The 18,396-nt window shown below is 68.6% G+C and carries 16 protein-coding genes and 1 pseudogene; 9 read left to right on the plus strand and 8 right to left on the minus strand.

What is annotated here, in order from left to right; translation table 11 throughout:
• Nucleotides 1-2: 2 nt before the first annotated feature.
• The 3 genes from QFZ47_RS14950 to QFZ47_RS14960 form a co-directional block, all read right to left on the minus strand.
• On the minus strand, nucleotides 3-809 hold the full coding sequence (locus tag QFZ47_RS14950) for an enoyl-CoA hydratase-related protein (protein WP_307656374.1): 807 nt from the start codon (nucleotides 807-809) through the stop codon (nucleotides 3-5).
• Nucleotides 809-1,987, minus strand: a complete 1,179-nt coding sequence (locus tag QFZ47_RS14955) for an acetyl-CoA C-acetyltransferase (protein ID WP_307656375.1) — start codon at nucleotides 1,985-1,987, stop codon at nucleotides 809-811. The genes QFZ47_RS14950 and QFZ47_RS14955 overlap by 1 nt, the downstream gene beginning before the upstream one ends.
• 129 nt (nucleotides 1,988-2,116) lie before the next feature.
• Complete coding sequence (locus tag QFZ47_RS14960; protein WP_307656376.1) at nucleotides 2,117-2,437, minus strand: DUF2917 domain-containing protein; 321 nt, start codon at nucleotides 2,435-2,437, stop codon at nucleotides 2,117-2,119.
• 82 nt (nucleotides 2,438-2,519) lie between these two features.
• On the opposite strand from QFZ47_RS14960, the gene QFZ47_RS14965 reads away from it, so the two are divergent.
• Entirely contained in the window at nucleotides 2,520-3,446 is a 927-nt protein-coding gene (locus tag QFZ47_RS14965; protein WP_307656377.1) for a LysR substrate-binding domain-containing protein, read from the plus strand.
• Between the two features lie 157 nt (nucleotides 3,447-3,603).
• Here the strand turns inward: QFZ47_RS14965 and QFZ47_RS14970 are convergent.
• The 4 genes and pseudogenes from QFZ47_RS14970 to QFZ47_RS14985 form a co-directional block, all read right to left on the minus strand.
• A pseudogene (locus tag QFZ47_RS14970) lies at nucleotides 3,604-4,844 on the minus strand (MFS transporter).
• Nucleotides 4,845-4,950: 106 nt separating this feature from the next.
• Nucleotides 4,951-7,149: a malate synthase G gene (locus QFZ47_RS14975; protein WP_307656378.1), complete on the minus strand. Its 2,199-nt coding sequence runs from the start codon at nucleotides 7,147-7,149 to the stop codon at nucleotides 4,951-4,953.
• 55 nt (nucleotides 7,150-7,204) lie between these two features.
• The gene (locus QFZ47_RS14980) at nucleotides 7,205-7,882 is read right to left on the minus strand and encodes a haloacid dehalogenase type II (RefSeq protein ID WP_307656379.1); all 678 of its coding nucleotides are present in this window, start codon (nucleotides 7,880-7,882) and stop codon (nucleotides 7,205-7,207) included.
• A gap of 111 nt (nucleotides 7,883-7,993) precedes the next feature.
• Nucleotides 7,994-8,734, minus strand: coding sequence for an IclR family transcriptional regulator (locus tag QFZ47_RS14985; protein WP_307656380.1), 741 nt, complete (start codon nucleotides 8,732-8,734; stop codon nucleotides 7,994-7,996).
• Nucleotides 8,735-8,851: 117 nt separating this feature from the next.
• Between QFZ47_RS14985 and QFZ47_RS14990 the strand changes: the two genes are divergently transcribed.
• From QFZ47_RS14990 to QFZ47_RS15010, 5 genes are read left to right on the plus strand one after another with little or no spacing between them, the layout of a single operon-like run.
• Nucleotides 8,852-9,790, plus strand: a complete 939-nt coding sequence (locus tag QFZ47_RS14990; RefSeq protein ID WP_307656381.1) for a hydroxymethylglutaryl-CoA lyase — start codon at nucleotides 8,852-8,854, stop codon at nucleotides 9,788-9,790.
• Nucleotides 9,783-10,973, plus strand: a complete 1,191-nt coding sequence (locus QFZ47_RS14995) for a CaiB/BaiF CoA transferase family protein (RefSeq protein ID WP_307656382.1) — start codon at nucleotides 9,783-9,785, stop codon at nucleotides 10,971-10,973. Before QFZ47_RS14990 ends, QFZ47_RS14995 begins: the two co-directional genes overlap by 8 nt.
• A 36-nt stretch (nucleotides 10,974-11,009) precedes the next feature.
• Nucleotides 11,010-11,981: a LysR family transcriptional regulator gene (locus tag QFZ47_RS15000; RefSeq protein WP_307656383.1), complete on the plus strand. Its 972-nt coding sequence runs from the start codon at nucleotides 11,010-11,012 to the stop codon at nucleotides 11,979-11,981.
• 60 nt (nucleotides 11,982-12,041) lie between these two features.
• The gene (locus tag QFZ47_RS15005; protein ID WP_307656384.1) at nucleotides 12,042-12,494 is read left to right on the plus strand and encodes a DUF2214 family protein; all 453 of its coding nucleotides are present in this window, start codon (nucleotides 12,042-12,044) and stop codon (nucleotides 12,492-12,494) included.
• Between the two features lie 4 nt (nucleotides 12,495-12,498).
• Entirely contained in the window at nucleotides 12,499-14,544 is a 2,046-nt protein-coding gene (locus QFZ47_RS15010) for a spermidine synthase (RefSeq protein WP_307656385.1), read from the plus strand.
• A 79-nt stretch (nucleotides 14,545-14,623) separates the two neighbouring features.
• Here QFZ47_RS15010 and QFZ47_RS15015 read toward each other — a convergent pair whose 3' ends face one another.
• Entirely contained in the window at nucleotides 14,624-15,025 is a 402-nt protein-coding gene (locus QFZ47_RS15015; RefSeq protein WP_307656386.1) for a hypothetical protein, read from the minus strand.
• A gap of 131 nt (nucleotides 15,026-15,156) precedes the next feature.
• On the opposite strand from QFZ47_RS15015, the gene argS reads away from it, so the two are divergent.
• The 3 genes from argS to QFZ47_RS15030 all read left to right on the plus strand — a co-directional run bounded on the left by argS (nucleotide 15,157) and on the right by QFZ47_RS15030 (nucleotide 18,388).
• Complete coding sequence (gene argS, locus QFZ47_RS15020; RefSeq protein WP_307656387.1) at nucleotides 15,157-16,842, plus strand: arginine--tRNA ligase; 1,686 nt, start codon at nucleotides 15,157-15,159, stop codon at nucleotides 16,840-16,842.
• A 7-nt stretch (nucleotides 16,843-16,849) separates the two neighbouring features.
• On the plus strand, nucleotides 16,850-17,596 hold the full coding sequence (locus QFZ47_RS15025; RefSeq protein ID WP_307656388.1) for an SPOR domain-containing protein: 747 nt from the start codon (nucleotides 16,850-16,852) through the stop codon (nucleotides 17,594-17,596).
• Between the two features lie 144 nt (nucleotides 17,597-17,740).
• A complete protein-coding gene (locus tag QFZ47_RS15030; protein ID WP_307656389.1) occupies nucleotides 17,741-18,388 on the plus strand; it encodes a thiol:disulfide interchange protein DsbA/DsbL in 648 nt (215 codons plus the stop codon).
• Nucleotides 18,389-18,396: the final 8 nt, after the last annotated feature.

Genomic DNA, 18,396 nt, shown 5'->3' on the forward strand with positions numbered 1-18,396 from the left:
CCTCAGCGCCCGGGGAAGGTTGGAGGGCGTTTCTGCAGGAAGGCGCTCACGCCTTCGCGGAACGTGGGGCGGTCGATCAGTTCGCGCTGGCGCTCGCTTTCGTAGTGCAGCTGTTCGGCCAGCGTGTGGCGCTCGGCGGCCTCGAAGGCTTCGCGTGCCTCGACCACCGCATGCGCCGGCAGGCGGGCGAGCCGCTGCGCAATCGCGCGTGCTTCGTCGAGCAGCTGCTCGTCATCGGCGCAGGCCCAGATCAGGCCCCACTGCACCGCGCGAGCGGCACTCAGGCGCTCGTCGAGCAGCGCCATGCCCATGGCGCGCGCCTTGCCGGCGCGGCGCGGAATGGCCCAGGTGCAGCCCAGATCCGGCACGATGCCGAGCTTGGGCAGAAAGGGCAGGTAGAAATACGCGCTGCGCGCCGCAATCGTCACGTCGGCCGCCAGCGCCAGGCCCACGCCGGCTCCGGCCGCGGCCCCGTTGACCGCGGCAACCACCGGCACGGGCAGCGTACGCAGCGTCTCGATCAGCGGGTTGCTGAGCGACTGCATCCATTCGGCCGTCTGGTCGCCGAGCGACTTGCCTTCTTCGCCGGGTGCCATGGCGCTGAGGTCCGCGCCCACGCAAAAGGCCTTGCCGGCGCCGGTCAGGATCACGGCGCGCACCGCGCGGTCGTCCCGGATGCGCTCCAGCATGTCGCGCAGTTCGATCTGCAGTTCGCGCGCAATCGGGTTGAGCTTGGCCGGCAGGTTCAGCGTGAGCGTGGCGATGCCGTCGGCCAGCTCGTAGAGCACGCAAGGCTGCTGCGAAGCCATCAGAGCCTTTCCACGATGGTGACGTTGGCCATGCCTCCGCCTTCGCACATCGTCTGCAGGCCGTAGCGCTTGCCGCGCCGGCCGAGTGCGTGGACCAGCGTGGCCATGAGCTTGGTGCCCGAGGCGCCCAGCGGATGGCCGAGCGCAATCGCGCCGCCGTTCACGTTGAGCCGCGCGGGGTCGGCGTCCAGCGCCTCCAGCCACGCGATGGGCACGGGTGCGAAGGCTTCGTTCACTTCATAGAGGTCGATGTCCTGGATGCGCATGCCGGCTTTCTTCAACGCACGCAGCGTGGCGGGCAGCGGCGCCTCCAGCATGATGACCGGGTCGTGCCCCATCACGCTCATGTGGTGGATGCGCGCGAGCGGCTTCACGCCCAGGGCCTTGAGGCCGCGTTCGTTCACCACCAGCACGCCGCTCGCGCCATCGCAGATCTGGCTCGCGGTGGCCGCGGTGCAGCGTCCGCCCTCGGCAATCAGCTTGACGCCCGCGATGCCTTCGAGCGTGGCATCGAAGCGGATGCCTTCGTCCACCGTGTGCAGCTCGCCCGTGCCGCTGCCGTCGGCCTGCAGGATCTCGATGGGCACGATCTCGTCGTCGAACGCGCCCGTGCGGCTCGCGGCCATGGCGCGCCGGTGGCTTTCGAGCGCATAGCGGTCCAGCGCGTCCTTGTCGATGCCGTAGTTCTTCGCGATCATCTCGGCGCCCGCGAACTGGCTGAACTCCACGCCCGGGTAGCGCCTCTTCATGGCCGGGCTCATGTAGCCGCCCAGGCCTGCCTTGGCCGGCAGCGCATTGGGCGTGAACATCGGCACGCGCGTCATGCTTTCGACGCCGCCCGCAATCACCGCGTCCATGGCGCCCGACATCACGGCCTGCGCTGCGAAATGCAGCGCCTGCTGCGACGAGCCGCACTGCCGGTCGACCGAAGTGCCCGGCACCGACTCGGGCAGCTTCGACGCCAGCACGGCATTGCGCGCGACGTTGGTGGCCTGCTCGCCCACCTGGCTCACGCAGCCGAGGATCACGTCCTCCACCGCGGCTGGGTCGATGCCGCTCCTTGCCACCAATGCGTCGATCACCTGCGCCGCCAGGTCGGCCGGATGCCAGCCTGCGAGCTTGCCGCCGCGCCGTCCGCCGGCCGTGCGTGCGGCGGCCACGATGTATGCCTCTGCCATGGTCATGTCCCTCTTGAAAAGAAAACAGCGTGAACCGGGCACCCGACGCAAAAAAGCCGCCCGTCACGGCGGCGGCGTTCGTTGCTTGGGAGGTCCATGCATCGAGGTTCGATGCCCGGCGCGCTCAGGTCAAGCCGGGGACAACCCGGGCGGCAGCAGTCGCCAAGGCGACCGGCGGCGCGCCGGCGCGGGCAGCGGCATGGCCGCGGGCTGCGCATCCGACACCGTGATGCACGACGCTTCCAGCGCCGAGACCAGCACGCGCCGGTGCTCGCTGCCTTCGAAACGCTCGCCCGGCGCGAGCACGATGTCGCGCGGGTCGCGGTCGAGCGTCACCCAGACCGAGCCGCTGCGGCATTCGATGCCCACGCCCGCGCCATCGGGCACGGCAAAGATGGAACGGACCGGCAGGCTGACGTGAAAGCAGGAAGAAGGGTTCGGGGTGCTCATGGCAAGCTCCATTGCATTCGTGATACGAATGAATATAGTGAGTTGATCTCCCCCTTACACGCGGTCATTTGGAACTCGTTGCATGCATCCAGAGAATGCGAAGGCCCCCACGGACCCGCTTCCCCCGCTCGAGCTGCTGCGCAGCTTCGAGGCGGCGGCGCGCCGGCTGAGCTTCACGCTGGCGGCCGCCGAACTGCACCTGACCCAGTCGGCCGTGAGCCGGCAGATCCAGCAACTCGAAGCCGGCCTGGGCGTGCTGCTGTTCGAGCGCCGCCACCGCGCACTGGCGCTCACCGAGGCGGGCGGGGTGATGCAGCGGGCCGTGACCGACAGCCTCGAGCGCCTGCGCGACGCCACCGCGCGGGTGCGCGCAAGTTCCGCGCCGCGCCAGGTGGCGATCACCACCACGCCGGGCTTCGCGTCGCTGTGGCTCATTCCGAAACTGGCGCGCTTCACCGTCACCCATCCGCAGGTCGACGTGCGCGTGTCGGCCACCCTCGACGTGCTCGACCTGGAGAGCAGCCGCCTCGACCTGGCGGTGCGCTTTGCGCCGATCGGCCGCGGCGTTGGCCCGGCGCTGTTCGAAGAGTCGGTGATCCCGCTGTGTTCGCCGCAGCTTGCCGCCTCGCTGCGCGCGCCCTCGGACTTCGCGAACCTCACGCTGCTGACAGTGGAATACCCGGACCACAGCGAAGCTCCCACCGCCGACTGGGAACCCTGGCTCAAGGTGATGGGGCTCGACGACCTGCGCATGAAGAGCACGCTGCGCTTCACCCAGTACGCCGATGCGGTGGCCGCCGCGGTGGCGGGGCAGGGCGTGGTGATCGGCCGGCTGCCGCTGCTGCGCGAGCTGGTGCGGGACGGCCGGCTGGTCGCGCCGCTCGGCGAGGGCGCGGCATCGCATCGCGGCTACTTCATCGAGACCTCGCGGCGCGCCGCGGGTAACCGCGACGCGCTGGAATTCGCGCAATGGCTGCGCGACGAAGCCGAGGCGGCGCAGCGGACCTGACAGGCCCGCCGCGCACGCCGGTGAGCGGCAAGGAACGAACCAGAAGGCGGGGCGCCATCTGCGCACGCACCGCGCGGAGCGGCGTGCGCAGAAGTTCGCATGGCAGAAGGCCGCGCGTAGTCTGGGACGGGAGGGCTGACGATGCGCGAGGACATGGTCAGGGCCGCGCGGATGCGAGGCTCGTGCCTTCGTGTGCACGCGGCAGCAACAGGAACGCCAGGGTGCCCACCGCCAGCATGCCCGTGATCGTGAGGAACACCGCGCGGAACGGCTCCACGCCGTTCGACGTGGCCCACGAGGCGGCCACACCCGTGGTCCACTGCATCAGCGACACGCCGAGGAACATCGCCATGTTGAGCAGCGACAGCGCGCGCCCCGTCATGGCCGCCGGATAGGCGGCGCGCGTGTACGAATACTGCAGCACCGAGTAGCCCGAGAGCAGGCCGTAGAGGATCGGCAGGCCGATGTCGAGGGCGAGCGAATGCGTGAGCGCCATGAACGCGAACATCACCGCGGCCGCGAACGCGCAGCCCATGAGCCAGCGGCCGCGCCGCGCGCCGCGCCCGGGTCGAGGCGGCCGAACATGGCGGGGCTGATCATGCCGGCGATGGTCATCACCAGCGCCACATTGCCGCTGCTCACCAGCGACAGCCCATGCCGGTCGTGCAGCACGGGGCCGAGCCAAAGGCCGCGCAGGGTGATGAACGCGGCATACGACACGCAGGCAAAGCACAGCAGGCCCAGCGTGTGCCGCATGGCAAAGAGCGGCAGCAGTTCGCGCACGGCCTTGGCGAGCGTCTGGCGTTCGTGCGACGCGGCGCGCGGCGGTTCGTGCACGCGCCAGAACACGAAGCCCCACGACAGCACCGCGAAGCCCGCGAGGCAGGCGTAGCCCGCGCGCCAGCTCGCGGCTTCGATCAGCAGCGCGAGCGGCGTGCCGGTAAACAGGATGCCGAGTCCCGCCATGCTCATCACGAGGCCCGACATGGCAGTGAAGCGCGCGGCCTCGAAGTGCCGTGCAATGAACACGGTGCAGGCGAGAAAGGCCGGCGCGCAGCCGACGCCGATCATGGCCTGCCCGAGCAGCAGCGCATGGAAGCTGGGCGCCGCTGCGCACAGCACCGCGCCCGCAATGGCAAGCGGAAAGGCCGTGAGCACCGTGCGCCGCACGCCGTAGATGTCGATCGACACACCCATCGCGAGCTGCGTCGCGCCGAACATGAAATGGAAGGTGCCGGCCCACAGACCCAGCGCCTGGGCCGTGAGGCCGAAATGTTGTGCGAGGGGCGTGGCCATCATTGCGCCGACCGTGCGAAAGGCCTGGCTCAGCGCGAAAGCGGAGGCCAGCACGATCAGCATCGATGTGGCCGAACGTGTCGAAGCAGGGGAGAGGGTCATGGAAGAGGCGCAGCGCTGGAGACGGAGGCAGCACGGATCCTAACGGCATGCAAAAGAAAAACGGCGCCTCGGGCGCCGTCGTTCTCAAGCCGATGCGCAGGCGCGATCAGGCTTCGCCCTTCACCTTCAACCGCCATGCATGCAGTAGCGGCTCGGTGTAGCCGCTCGGCTGCTCGATGCCCTTGAACACCAGGTCCTGCGCCGCCTTGTACGCGGCCGAGGTGTCGAAGTGGCCGGCCATCGGCTGGTACACCGGGTCGCCGGCGTTCTGCTCGTCGACCACCTTGGCCATGCGCTCGAAGGTCTCGTCAACCTGCGCCTTGCTCACCACGCCGTGCAGCAGCCAGTTGGCGATGTGCTGGCTCGAGATGCGCAGCGTGGCGCGGTCTTCCATCAGGCCCACGTTGTGGATGTCGGGCACCTTGGAGCAGCCCACGCCCTGGTCGATCCAGCGCACCACGTAGCCGAGGATGCCCTGCACGTTGTTGTCGATCTCCTGCTGCTTCTCTGCCTCGGTCCAGTTGGCGGCAGGCGCGATGGGCACCTGCAGCAGCGCGTTCAGGATGTTGTCGCGTTCCGCGTCCGCGTCGATCTTCTCGAGCTCCTGCTGCACGGCCGTGACGCTCACCTGGTGGTAGTGCAGCGCGTGCAGCGTGGCGGCGGTGGGCGAGGGCACCCAGGCGGTGTTGGCGCCGGCCTTGGGGTGCGCGATCTTCTGCTCGAGCATCGCGGCCATCAGGTCGGGCATGGCCCACATGCCCTTGCCGATCTGTGCCTTGCCGCGCAGGCCGCACGAGAGGCCGACCAGCACGTTGTTCTTCTCGTAGGCGCCGATCCACGCGCTCGACTTCATGTCGCCCTTGCGGATCATCGGGCCGCCCCGCATGGCGGAGTGCATCTCGTCGCCGGTGCGGTCGAGAAAACCGGTGTTGATGAAGGCCACGCGAGCGGCGGCCTCGGCGATGCAGGCCTTGAGGTTCACGCTGGTGCGGCGCTCCTCGTCCATGATGCCGAGCTTCACGGTGTTGGCCGGGAGGCCGAGCAGCTGCTCGACGCGGCCGAACAGCTCGCTGGCAAAGGCCACTTCGGCCGGGCCGTGCATCTTGGGCTTGACGATGTAGATGCTGCCGGTGCGCGAGTTGCCCTTGCGCTTCAAGTCGATCATCGCGATGGTGGTAGTGACCACGGCGTCGAGGATGCCCTCGGGGATTTCCTTGCCGCCCGCGTACAGCACGGCCGGGTTGGTCATCAGGTGGCCCACGTTGCGCAGGAACATCAGCGAGCGGCCGTGCAGCTTCAGGGGCTGGCCGTTGGCGCCGCTGTACTCGCGGTCGGGGTTCAGGCCGCGCGTGAAGGTCTTGCCGCCCTTGGCGACTTCCTCGGTGAGCGTGCCCTGCACGATGCCGAGCCAGTTCGAGTACGCGATGACCTTGTCGGCCGCATCGACCACGGCCACCGAGTCTTCGAGGTCGAGGATGGTCGAGAGCGCGGCTTCGAGCACCAGGTCGCTCACGCCGGCCGCGTCGCCCTTGCCGATGGGCGTGCTGCGGTCGATGCGGATGTCGAGGTGGATGCCGTTGTGCTTGAGCAGCACCGACGACGGCGCGGCCGCATCGCCCTGGTAGCCGACGAAGGCGGCGGGATCCCGCAAGGTGGTGCTGCTGCTTTGCAGTGCGATGTGCAGCTGCCCGTCCTTCACGCTGTAGCCGGTCGCCATCTTGTGCGAACCGTTGTCGAGTGGCACGGCCTGGTCGAGCACGCTGCGCGCGTATTCGATCACCTTGGCGCCGCGCACGGGGTTGTAGCCCTTGCCCTTTTCAGCGCCATCGGTTTCGGGAATGGCGTCGGTGCCGTAGAGCGCGTCGTACAGCGAACCCCAGCGCGCATTGGCCGCGTTGAGCGCATAGCGGGCGTTGAGGATGGGCACCACCAGCTGCGGCCCGGCCTGCAGCGCGAGCTCGGCATCGACGTTCGCGGTGGTGGCCTTCACGCCCTTGGGCTGCGGCAGCAGGTAGCCGATCTTCTCGAGGAAGGCGCGGTAGGCGGTCATATCGGAAGGATTCGACGGATCACCTGCGGTGATGGGGCCGGGGTTCTTCTTGTGCCAGGCGTCGAGCTCAATCTGCAGGCGGTCGCGTTCGGCCAGCAGCGCGATGTTCTTCGGCGCGAGGTCGTGGACGATGGCGTCGAAGCCCTTCCAGAAAACCTCGCTGGCCACGCCGCTGGCAGGCAGGACCTTGTCTTCGATGAAACGGTGAAGCTCGGTCGCAACCTGGAGGCCGTGGGTGGTGGTGCGGGCGGTCATGTTTTTCTCTCCTTGAGAACGGTGCAATGCTGAATGAAATGAGGAGCGGTGTCTGTCAGAAGAACCCGAGCACGTCGCGCAGGCTGCTGCCGATGCGTTCGGGCTGCGTGCCGAGTTCTTCGAACGGGAGCTGGTAGCGGTTGACCCAGAGCGTGCGAAAGCCGAACCAGGTGGCGCCGAGCGCGTCCCAGGCATTGCAGCTGACGAAGGCGATGCGCTCGGGCGGCAGGCCGGTGGCGGTCACGCCGAGCTGGTACGCATCGGGATGCGTCTTGTACTTGCGGATGCCGTCGACGCTCAGCACATGGTCGAGCAGGCCGTCGAGCCCGGCGCTGCGCACGGCGGCGTCGAGCATGCCGGGGTCGCCGTTCGAGAGGATGCCGGTGGCCACGCCGCGTGCCTTGAGTGCCTGCAGCACTTCGCGGCATTCGGGAAAGGCCGTGAGCGTGCGGTACTGGTCCATCAGCTGCTGCTCGGCGGCTTCCGTGAGGCCGAGGCCCAGCCGCTTGCAGGTGTAGCGCAGTGCGGCGCGCGTGAGTTCGCCGAAGGGGCGGTAGTGCGCGCCGTGGTTGCTGGTGGTGACGAGGCGCGTGTATTCGATCTGCTTGTCGCGCCAGCCCGCGGCCAGCGCCTGCCCGTGGCCCGCGAACAGCCGCTCGGCCGTCTGCCCGACGCTGTAGACGTCGAACAGCGTGCCGTAGGCATCGAAGAGCACTGCGCCGGGTTGATCCATGGCTTGGACTTTATTCGATACTTTGCTGATCAGTAATAACCAGGATCGGGATTTATCAGTGACAAAAATGAAGGTAATCGCGGGAGGGCTTGCGTTTTCTTCTCCTTTTTGTCAGCGAGTTCCGCTGAGCTCCCGGGCCGCCGCGCGCACCGGCTCGATGTGGCGCGCGTCGTAGCGGTGCGCCGGCATCGTCAGCGTGACCGCCGCGGCCAGGCTGCCGTCGGCATGGAACACCGGCGCCGAAATGCCGGCCAGCTCGGCCGTGCGGTCGCCCACCAGTGCGCAGTAGCCCTGGGCGCGGATGGTGTCGTACAGCTTGCGCTCCTTGGCGCCGCGCGGGCGCCCGGCTTCGGGGCCGAAGGCGATCAGCACGCGCGCGCCCGCACCGCGGTCGTTGGGCAGCAGGTCGCCCGCGCGCACGTGGTCGCGCACCACATGCGACGAATCGACGCGGAACTGGCACAGCCGCACCCAGCTGTCGCCTTGGTCCTGCCGCACGTGATACGCCGCACTCTCGCCCGTCGTTGCGGCGAGCGCGCGCAGCACCGGCAGCACGATGCGGTCGAGCGACAGCGACGCCGCATAGAGGCCGTGCAGCCGCGCGATCTCCGCGCCCAGTGCATAGCGCCCGTCGTCTTGCCGGCGGATCAGCCGCGCATGTTCGAGCGAGGCCAGAAGCCGCAGCACGGTGCTCTTGTACAGCTGCGTGCGCTCGGCAAACTGCGCGAGCGACAGTGCCTCGTCGCCGGGCCGGAAGGCCGAGAGCAGGCTCAGCGCGCGGTCGACCGCGGCGGCGCCGCCGGGCGCGGCATTGAGGTCTGAAACCGATTCGGTCTGGGCTTTGCGGGGCATGGGCGGACTTGACAGTGAAAGTCGTTCGGCGGTTTAATTCTGTTTAACGGAATTTAGTTCTGCAAGATAGAATTGTCAAGCGATCGATGCCACGACCGCTTCAAGGAGACGAAACCGATGACACCCCCCGACGTCCTCATCAGCGAGGTCGGCCCGCGCGACGGCCTGCAATCGGTCAAGGCCACCATGCCCACGGACTACAAGCTGCGCTGGATCGACGCGCTCCACGCGGCCGGCGTGCGCGAGATCGAGGTCGCGTCCTTCGTGCCCGCCAGGCTGCTGCCGCAGATGGCCGATGCCGCCGAGGTGGTGCGCCATGCCATCACGCTGCCGGGCCTCGTCGTGATGGCGCTGGTGCCCAACCGCAAGGGCGCACAGGCGGCACTCGAAGCGGGCGTGCACAAGCTCACGATGCCGGTTTCGGCCAGCGTGGCGCACTCGCTCGCCAATGTGCGCAAGACGCCGACCGAAATGGTCGAGGAGGTGCGCGCCATCTCCGAGCTGCGTCGCGCGATCGCGCCGCACGTGAGGCTCGAGGCCGGCATCTCCACCGCCTTCGGCTGCACGCTGCAGGGCCTGGTGCCGGAAGACGACGTGATCCGCCTCGCGGCGCAGTGCATCGAGGCCGGCGCCGAAGAAGCGGGCCTGTCGGACACCGTCGGCTACGCCAATCCCGCGCAGGTGCGCCGGCTCTTTCGGCGCCTGCGCGCCGAACTTGGCGAGCATGCCGGCGCCGCCCACATGCACAACACGCGCGGCCTCGGCATTGCGAACTGCCTGGCCGCCTGGGACGAGGGCGTGCGCACCTTCGACGCCTCGCTCGGCGGCCTTGGCGGCTGCCCCTATGCGCCCGGTGCCTCGGGCAATGCGGTCACCGAAGACCTCGTCTTCATGTTCGAGGCCATGGGCGTTCGCACCGGCATCGACATTCAAAAACTCATCGCGGCGCGCGCGCCGCTCATGGCCGGCCTGCCCGGCGAACCGGTCTACGGCATGACGCCCGAGGCCGGCCTGCCCAAGGGCTTCGTCCAACAGGAAACCACCGCACATGCCTGAATCCCAACCCCTGCCGTACGCGGGCGTCCGCGTCGTCGAATTCACCCACATGGTGATGGGCCCGACCTGCGGCCTGCTGCTGGCCGACCTCGGCGCCGAGGTCATCAAGGTCGAGCCCATCGAGGGCGACAGCACGCGCCGCCTGCTCGGCTCGGGCTCGGGGTTCTTTCCGACCTTCAACCGCAACAAGAAGAGCATCGCGCTCGACCTCAAGACGCCCGAAGGCGTGGAAGCCGCGCTGCGCCTGGTCGCCACGGCCGACATCGTGAGCGAGAACTTCAAGCCCGGCACCATGAAGAAGCTGGGGCTCGACTACGACAGCCTGAAGCCGCTCAACCCGCGCCTCATCTACGTGAGCCACAAGGGCTTTCTGCCCGGCCCCTACGACCATCGCACCGCGCTCGACGAAGTGGTGCAGATGATGGGCGGCCTGGCCTACATGACCGGCCGCGCCGGCGACCCGCTGCGCGCGGGCACCAGCGTGAACGACATCATGGGCGGCATGTTCGGCGCCATCGGCGCAATGGCCGCGCTGCGCCAGCGCGAGCTCACCGGCAAGGGCTGCGAGGTGCAGTCCGCGCTGTTCGAGAACAACGTGTTCCTGGTCGCGCAGCACATGATGCAGTTCGCCGCCACCGGCAAGGCGGCCGACCCGATGCCCAGCCGCATCTCGGCCTGGGCCGTGTACGACGTGTTCACCGTGAAGGACGGCGAGCAGATCTTCCTTGCCGCCGTGAGCGACAAGCAGTGGGCCATCTTCTGCAAGGCCTTCGGCCTGGAAGAAATGCTGGCCGATCCGCGTCTCGCGACCAACAACGACCGCGTGCTCGCGCGCGACTGGATGATGCCGATCCTGCGCTCGCACCTGGCCGGCTACAGCGCTGCCGAACTCAGCGCGGTGTTCGAGCAGAACGAGCTGCCCTTCGCGCCCATCACCAAGCCGCAGGCGCTGTTCGACGATCCGCACCTCAACGCCACCGGCGGCCTTGCGCCGGTTCGCATGAACGACGGCCACATGGCCAAGGTGCCGCTGATGCCCTTCACGCTCGACGGCGCAAGGCCCGGCATCCGGCTGCAGCCGCCACGCATCGGCGAGCACACCGGCGAGCTGCTGAGGGAAGTGGGCTACAGCGAAGAAGAGATCGCCGCCTTCGAGTCGCGCCAGGCCGGCGTCGGCCGCTGAACCCGGGCGAAACCCGGGATATATAGTTCGGGCGCCATGGACCGCCTGAAGCAACTCGAATCCTTCGTCTCGGTGGCGACCCGCGGCGGTCTCACAGCCGCGGCCAAGGCCGAGGGTGTCGCACCCGCCATCATGGGGCGGCGGCTCGATGCGCTCGAAGCGAGGCTGGGCGTCAAGCTGCTGGTGCGCACCACGCGGCGCATCACGCTCACGCACGAAGGCAGCGCCTTTCTCGAGGACTGCCAGCGCCTGCTGACCGAATTCGCCAATGCCGAAGCGAGCGTGAGCGCGGGCGGCGTCAAGGCCAGCGGCCACCTGCGCGTCACCGCGCCGGCCGGCTTCGGCCGCCGCCACGTGGCGCCGCTGGTGCCGCGCTTCCATGCGCTGCATCCCGAGGTCACGATCTCGCTGAACCTGAGCGACCGGGTGGTCGATGTGCGCGGCGAGAGCTTCGATTGCGCGGTGCGCGTGGGCGACATGCCCGACTCGTCTTTGGTGAGCGTGCGGCTGGCCGACAACCGCCGACGCTGCGTCGCCACGCCGGAGTTCGTGCGCCGCCATGGCATGCCGCGCCATCCGGTCGAGCTGTCGCGCTTTGCCTGCCTCACGCTGTCGAGCGATGCCTCGCAGACGCGCGGCTGGGCGTTCCGTGTTCCGCGCACCGCCCAGGGGCAGGGCCAGGAGCGCACCTTGACGGCTGCCGGCGAGGACGGCGGCGAGGAGCTGATCTACCTGCGCCCCGAGGGCCCGCTCGATTGTTCCGACGGCCAGGTGCTGCACGACTGGTGCCTGGCCGGCCATGGCATCGCGTGGCGCAGCACCTGGGAAGTGGAGGCCGAGATCGATGCCGGCCTGCTGGTGCCGCTGCTCGACGAATTCGCCGCGCCGCCCAACGGCATCTACGCGGTCTTCGCGGGCACCAAGCACCTGCCGCTGCGGGTGCGGCTGTGGCTCGATTTCCTCAAGGCGCAGTACGGGCGGCCCGAATTCTGGGGCGGGAAGGGGTAAAGCGCCCGAGCGGCGGCACAATCTGCAAGCATTTGCAAACCATTGAGAAGAAAGCCCCCGATGACCCTCGAAGCCATCCTCGCCTACCTGCATCTGCTGGCCATCCTCACGATGGTCGTCTTCATCTCGAGCGAAGCCGCGCTGTGCCGTGTGCAGTGGCTCAATGCCGCCGTGGTGGAGCGGCTCGCCAAGGTCGACATGGTCTACGGCATGGCGGCCGTCGCGGTGCTGGCCACCGGCATCGCGCGCACGGTGTGGGGCGTGAAGGGCACGGCGTGGTATTGGACCAACCCGCTGTTGCATGTGAAGCTCGGCTTGTTCATCATCGTCGGCGTGCTCTCGATCTTTCCCACGCTCACTTACTTCCGCTGGCGCAAGGCGCTGCGCGCCAACGGCACGCTGCCGGCCGAAACCGACGTCCGCAAGACACGCAAGCTGGTGATGGTGCAGGCCCACCTGATCGCATTGATTCCGCTGGTCGCCGTGTTCCTCGCGCGCGGCTTCGGCAAGTAGGCGCATGGGACGCACCGGCATCCAGCTTCTGTTTGCCGGCACCATCTTCAGCAGCGCGTTCCTGCTGTTCCTGGTCCAGCCGCTGATCGCCAAGCAGATCCTGCCCTGGTTCGGCGGCTCGGCCGCCGTGTGGTCGACCTGCATGGTGTTCTTCCAGGCCGTGCTGCTGGCGGGCTATGCGTATTCCGACTGGGTGACGCGCCGCCTTCGCGCGCGGGCGCAGGCCGCGCTGCACGTGGGGCTGCTGCTCGCAAGCTTGGCGTTCCTTCCGCTCGTGGTGGCCGCGCGCTGGAAGCCTTCCGGCAGCGAAGACCCGGCATGGCTGATTTTGGGGCTGCTGCTCGGGACCATCGGTCTCCCGTACTTTCTTCTTTCGACCACCGGCCCGCTGGTGCAATCGTGGGTGGCGCGCACGCCGTGGAGCGCCAAGGTCTACCGGTACTTCTCGCTCTCCAACCTCGCATCGCTGCTGTCGCTGCTGAGCTATCCCGTGCTGATCGAGCCGCGCAGTTCGCTGCAGCAGCAGGCGCAGGGATGGTCGTGGGGCTACGGCATGTTCGTGGCGCTGTGCGCCGGCACGACGCTGCTGGTGGCGTACCGCTGGGCCGAGGCCGTGCCGTTGCCGGCCGCGCCGAGCCAGCAGGGCGTGGCCGCCGGCAGCGAGAAGCCACCGCGCTGGACTGACGGCCTGCTCTGGCTCGTGCTGCCGGCGCTGGCGTCGTGGCTGTTGCTGGCCGTGACCAACCACATCACCCAGAACGTCGCCGCGGTTCCGTTTCTCTGGATCGTGCCGCTGTCGCTGTACCTGTTCACTTTTGTGCTGTGCTTCGAGAGCGACCGCTGGTACCGGCGCGGCGTTTTCCTGCCGCTGGCGGCGGGCATGCTGCTGCTGTGCGCCTTCGGCCTGCAGCACCACATCGGCTCGGATGTGCGCACGGGGCTGCCGATCTACGTCGGCGGGCTGTTCGTGCTGTGCATGTTCCTGCACGGAGAAACCGCCAGGCTGCGGCCGGCGCCGCGCTATCTCACGCGCTTCTACCTGATGCTCTCGCTCGGTGGCGCCACGGGCGGCGCCATGGTCGGGCTGGTGGCGCCGCATGTGCTGCCGGCGTACTACGAGCTGGGCATCGGCCTGGTGCTGACGGCGCTCGCGGCGGCCGCCGTTCTGCGCCAGCGGAACTGGCTGCGGGCCTCCGGCGCGGCCCTGGCGGCCGGCTGCGCGTACTTCCTGATGGCGCAGATCGCCAGCGACAGGTCGGACGCGCGCCACCTGGTGCGCAATTTCCACGGCGCGCTGATCACCTTCGACGTGCGGCGCCTCCATCTCTCAGACAGCGTGCGGGTGCTGTCGCACGGCTCCATCAAGCACGGCGAGCAGTTCCTGGACCCTTCCCGCCGGCGCGAGCCCACCACCTACTACGGCGCCACCTCGGGCATCGGCCGCGCGATGGCCGCCGCGCCGGCCGGGCCGCGCCGCATCGGATTGATCGGCCTGGGCGCCGGCACGCTCGCGAGCTACGGCCGCAGCGGCGACACCTACCGGATCTACGAGATCAATCCGCAGGTGTTCGAGCTGGCGGACAGCGAATTCACCTTCCTGCGCGACAGCCCGGCGCGCATCGAGCGCGTGCTCGGCGACGCGCGGCTGGCGCTGGAGCGCGAGCCGCCGCAAGGCTTCGACCTGCTCGCGGTGGACGCCTTCTCGGGCGACGCGGTGCCGGTGCACCTGCTCACCGCGCAGGCCATGGACGTCTACCTGCGGCACATGAAACCCGATGGCGTGGTGGCCTTTCACGTGACCAACCGCTTCCTCGAACTGGCACCCGTGGTGGCACGGATCGCCGAGATGAAGGGCCTGCACGCGGTGCTGGTCAGCGACGATGCGGAAGATTCGAAGTGGCTCAACCCGACCGACTGGGTGCTGGTGGCGCGCAATGCGCAGGTGCTGGCGCGCGAGCCGGTGGCCGGCGCGGCAACCGCCATGGCGCCGGCGCCCGGCAGGCGGCCCTGGACCGACGATTTCAACAACCTGCTGAGTGTGCTGAAGTAGCCGCCGGTGCGCCCATGAAAAAGGGCCCGCACACGGCGGGCCCTGTTTGCGCAGGCTGATGAAGCGCAGCGCTGCTTCGTCAGGCCTTGGCGTCCTTTTCGCACTTCTTCATGAAGCTGTTCTTGGCGGCGCCGGCCAGCGGCTTGCCGTTCTTGTCGACGGCCTTGGCTGCGCAAGCGGGTGCTGCGGCGGCCTTGGTGTCTTTCTCGCACTTCTTGATGAAGCTGCCCTTGGCGGCGCCGGACAGCGGCTTGCCGTTCTTGTCGATGGCCTTGGATTCGCAGCTCGCGGCGGGGGCCGCTGCGGTGGCCGGCGCTGCGGGAGTTGCCGCCGCAGGAGCGGCGGGGGTGGCGGGCGTCGCGGGCGTGGCCGCGGGAGCGGTGACAGGCGCCGGAGCCTTGGCCGGCGCCTTGTCTTGTGCCTGCGCGGCGCCGAAGGAAAGACAGGCGCCCAGTGCGATCAGGGAAAGGAGCTTCTTCATGGTGATATGTCCTTGCAAGATGGTTTGTGACAGGATGCCCCGCCCCGGGGCCGATCACCCTAACGGCCGAAGCCGCCCATCGGATGACGATCGTTAACTGGACCCGGGTTTGCCCCCGGTAAAATTCGCAGATGCTATTGGTCAAACAGGAGCTGCTCGCGGCGCTCGCGAACACGCTCGAATCCCTCTCGCCCGGCGCTGGCTCCAAAGCCGCGTTCGAGTCGCCCAAGGTGGCTGCCCACGGCGATTTCGCCAGCACGGCCGCCATGCAACTGGCCAAGCCGCTCGGGCGCAAGCCGCGCGAACTGGCCGAGGAGCTCAGTGCCGCGCTGCTCGCCACCCCGGTTTTCGGCCAGTGGGTCGAAGCCATCGAGATTGCCGGCCCCGGCTTTCTCAACATCCGCCTCAAGACGGCCGCCAAGCAGCAGATCGTGCGCGAGGTGCTGGCCGCCGGCAGCGCCTTCGGGCAGCAGCCCGCCACCGGCGAAAAGGTGCTGGTCGAGTTCGTCTCGGCCAACCCCACCGGGCCGCTGCACGTCGGCCATGGCCGCCAGGCCGCACTCGGCGACGCCATCTGCAACCTGCGCGCTTCCCAGGGCGACAGCGTCTGGCGCGAGTTCTATTACAACGACGCCGGCGTGCAGATCCAGACGCTGGCCAACAGCACGCAACTGCGCGCCCGCGGCTTCAAGCCCGGCGACCCCGAATGGCCGAGCGGCGAAAAGGCGCCCGCCTACAACGGCGACTACATCGCCGACATCGCGGAAGACTTCAAGGCCAAGAAGACCGTCAAGTCGGATGACCGCGAATACACCGCCAGCGGCAACATCGGCGACCTCGACTCCATCCGCGAATTCGCCGTGGCCTACCTGCGCCGCGAGCAGGACCTGGACCTGCAGGCCTTCCGCGTGCGCTTCGACAACTACTACCTCGAATCCAGCCTCTACACCAGCGGCCGCGTCGAGGAGGCGGTTCGCAAGCTCGTGGCCGCCGGCAAGACCTACGAGCAGGACGGCGCGCTCTGGCTCCGGTCGACCGACTACGGCGACGACAAGGACCGCGTGATGAAGAAGCAGGATGGCACGTACACGTACTTCGTGCCCGACGTCGCCTATCACATCGCCAAGTGGGAGCGCGGCTTCCACAAGGTGGTCAACATCCAGGGCACTGACCACCACGGCACCATCGCGCGCGTGCGCGCCGGCCTGCAGGCCGCGGGCGTGGGCATTCCCGAGGGCTACCCCGACTACGTGCTGCACACCATGGTGCGCGTGATGAAGGGTGGCGAAGAGGTCAAGATCAGCAAGCGCGCGGGCAGCTACGTCACGCTGCGCGACCTGATCGAGTGGACCAGCACCGACGCCGTGCGCTTCTTCCTCTTGAGCCGCAAGCCCGACACCGAATACACCTTCGACGTCGACCTCGCGGTGACGAAGAACAACGACAACCCGGTGTACTACGTGCAGTACGCCCATGCGCGCATCTGCTCGGTGCTGGCGGGCTGGGGCGGCGACGCGGCCACACTGAAGGACGTGGACCTGTCGCCGCTCCAAAGCCCGGCCGCGCAGGCGCTCATGCTGCTGCTGGCCAGGTACCCTGCCATGCTCACGGCCGCCGCCAAGGATTTCGCGCCGCACGACGTTACTTTCTACCTGCGCGAACTGGCGGCCAGCTACCACAGCTACTACGACGCCGAGCGCATCCTGGTCGACGACGAGCCGGTCAAGCTGGCGCGGCTCGCGCTCGTCGCGGCCACCGCGCAGGTGCTGCACAATGGCCTCGCGATTCTCGGCGTCAGTGCGCCGAGCAAGATGTGAACTGACTATGAAGAAGACAACCAGACAACGCGGCAACATCGTCATCGGGCTCATCGTCGGCCTGGTGCTGGGGTTGGGTGTCGCGCTGGGCATCGCGGTCTACGTGACCAAGGTGCCGATCCCGTTCGTGACCAAGACCCAGCGCGGCGGCGCCGAGCAGGACGAAGCCGAAGCCCGCAAGAACCGCGACTGGGATCCCAACGCGCCGCTGGCCGGCAAGGCCGGCGCGCCCAAGCCGCAGCCGCCGGCTGCGGCCGGCCCGGTGGTGGCACCACCGGCCGGCGGCGATACCGCGGCCGTGGCGCCGGGTGCCGCTCCGCCGCCCGCGCCGCCGGTGCCGGTGGTGGTGGCTCCAAAACCCCCGCGCCCGGCACCGGTGCCGGCCGAAGCCAATTCCCCGCCGCCATCGAACGATCCGCTGGGCGACCTGGCGCGCGCGCGCGCCGGCGGCAACAGCGGTAGTACCACCACGGCTTCCGCCGCGCCCGGCAGCAACAGCGCGGCGCCGGGTGCCGATCCGTTCATGTACTTCGTGCAAGCCGGCGCCTTCCGCACCACCGACGATGCCGAGGCCCAGCGCGCCAAGCTGTCGCTGATGGGCGTCGAGGCCCGGGTCACCGAGCGCGAGCAAGCCGGCCGCACCGTCTACCGGGTGCGCGCGGGTCCGTTCAACAAGAAGGACGATGCCGATCGCCTGAAGGAACGGCTCGACAGCGGCGGCCTCGAATCGGCGCTCGTGCGCGTACAGCGCTGAGCCTGCCGGCGGCCATCACGGATATTCTTTAAGCTTCGCCGCGCGGCACGGGCCGCCGCCAGGATCGTCCTGGGCATGCCGCATGCGGGAACTCCGCGCGGCGCGCCGGCTCTGTCTGCCGTACCCAACAGGAGAACTCTTTCAATGAAACGTCGTGACTTTTCGCTGGCCGCCACCTCGCTGGGCCTGCTTTCGATGGCTGGCAACAGCGCCCACGCCCAGGCGCGCGCGCCCAAGGCCGGCACCGAGTACCTGGTGCTCGACAAGCGCGTGCCGGTCGACGCGCCGGCGGGCAAGATCGAGGTGATCGAGTTCTTCTCGTACAACTGCCCGCACTGCAACGACTTCGAGCCGCAGCTGGAAGCCTGGCTCAAGACCGCCCCGAAGGAAGTGGCTTTCCGCCGCGTGCCCGTGCCTTTCGTGGGTAACGACGTCGAAGCCAAGCAGCGCCTGTACTACGCGCTCGAAGCCATGGGCAAGATCGACGAATTCCAGCCGAAGGTCTTCGACGCGATCCACAAGCAGCGCCAGAACGTGAACGGCGACGCCGCCATCATTGCCTGGGCCGCGGCCAATGGCCTCGACGGTACCAAGTTCAAGGAAGTCTTCACCTCCTTCGGCGTGGCCAGCAAGGCCAAGCGCGCCGCGCAGCTGACCGATGCCTACAAGGTGGCCGGCGTGCCGGCGCTGGCCGTGAACGGGCGCTGGTACGTAGACGGCGAACTGGCTGGCAACATGACCAAGGCGCTGCAGGTCACCAACTACCTGATCGGCGAAGCTAAAAAGGGCTAACCCCAGGC

The sequence above is a fragment of the Variovorax paradoxus genome (genome assembly GCF_030815975.1).
Lineage (GTDB): Bacteria > Pseudomonadota > Gammaproteobacteria > Burkholderiales > Burkholderiaceae_C > Variovorax > Variovorax paradoxus_N.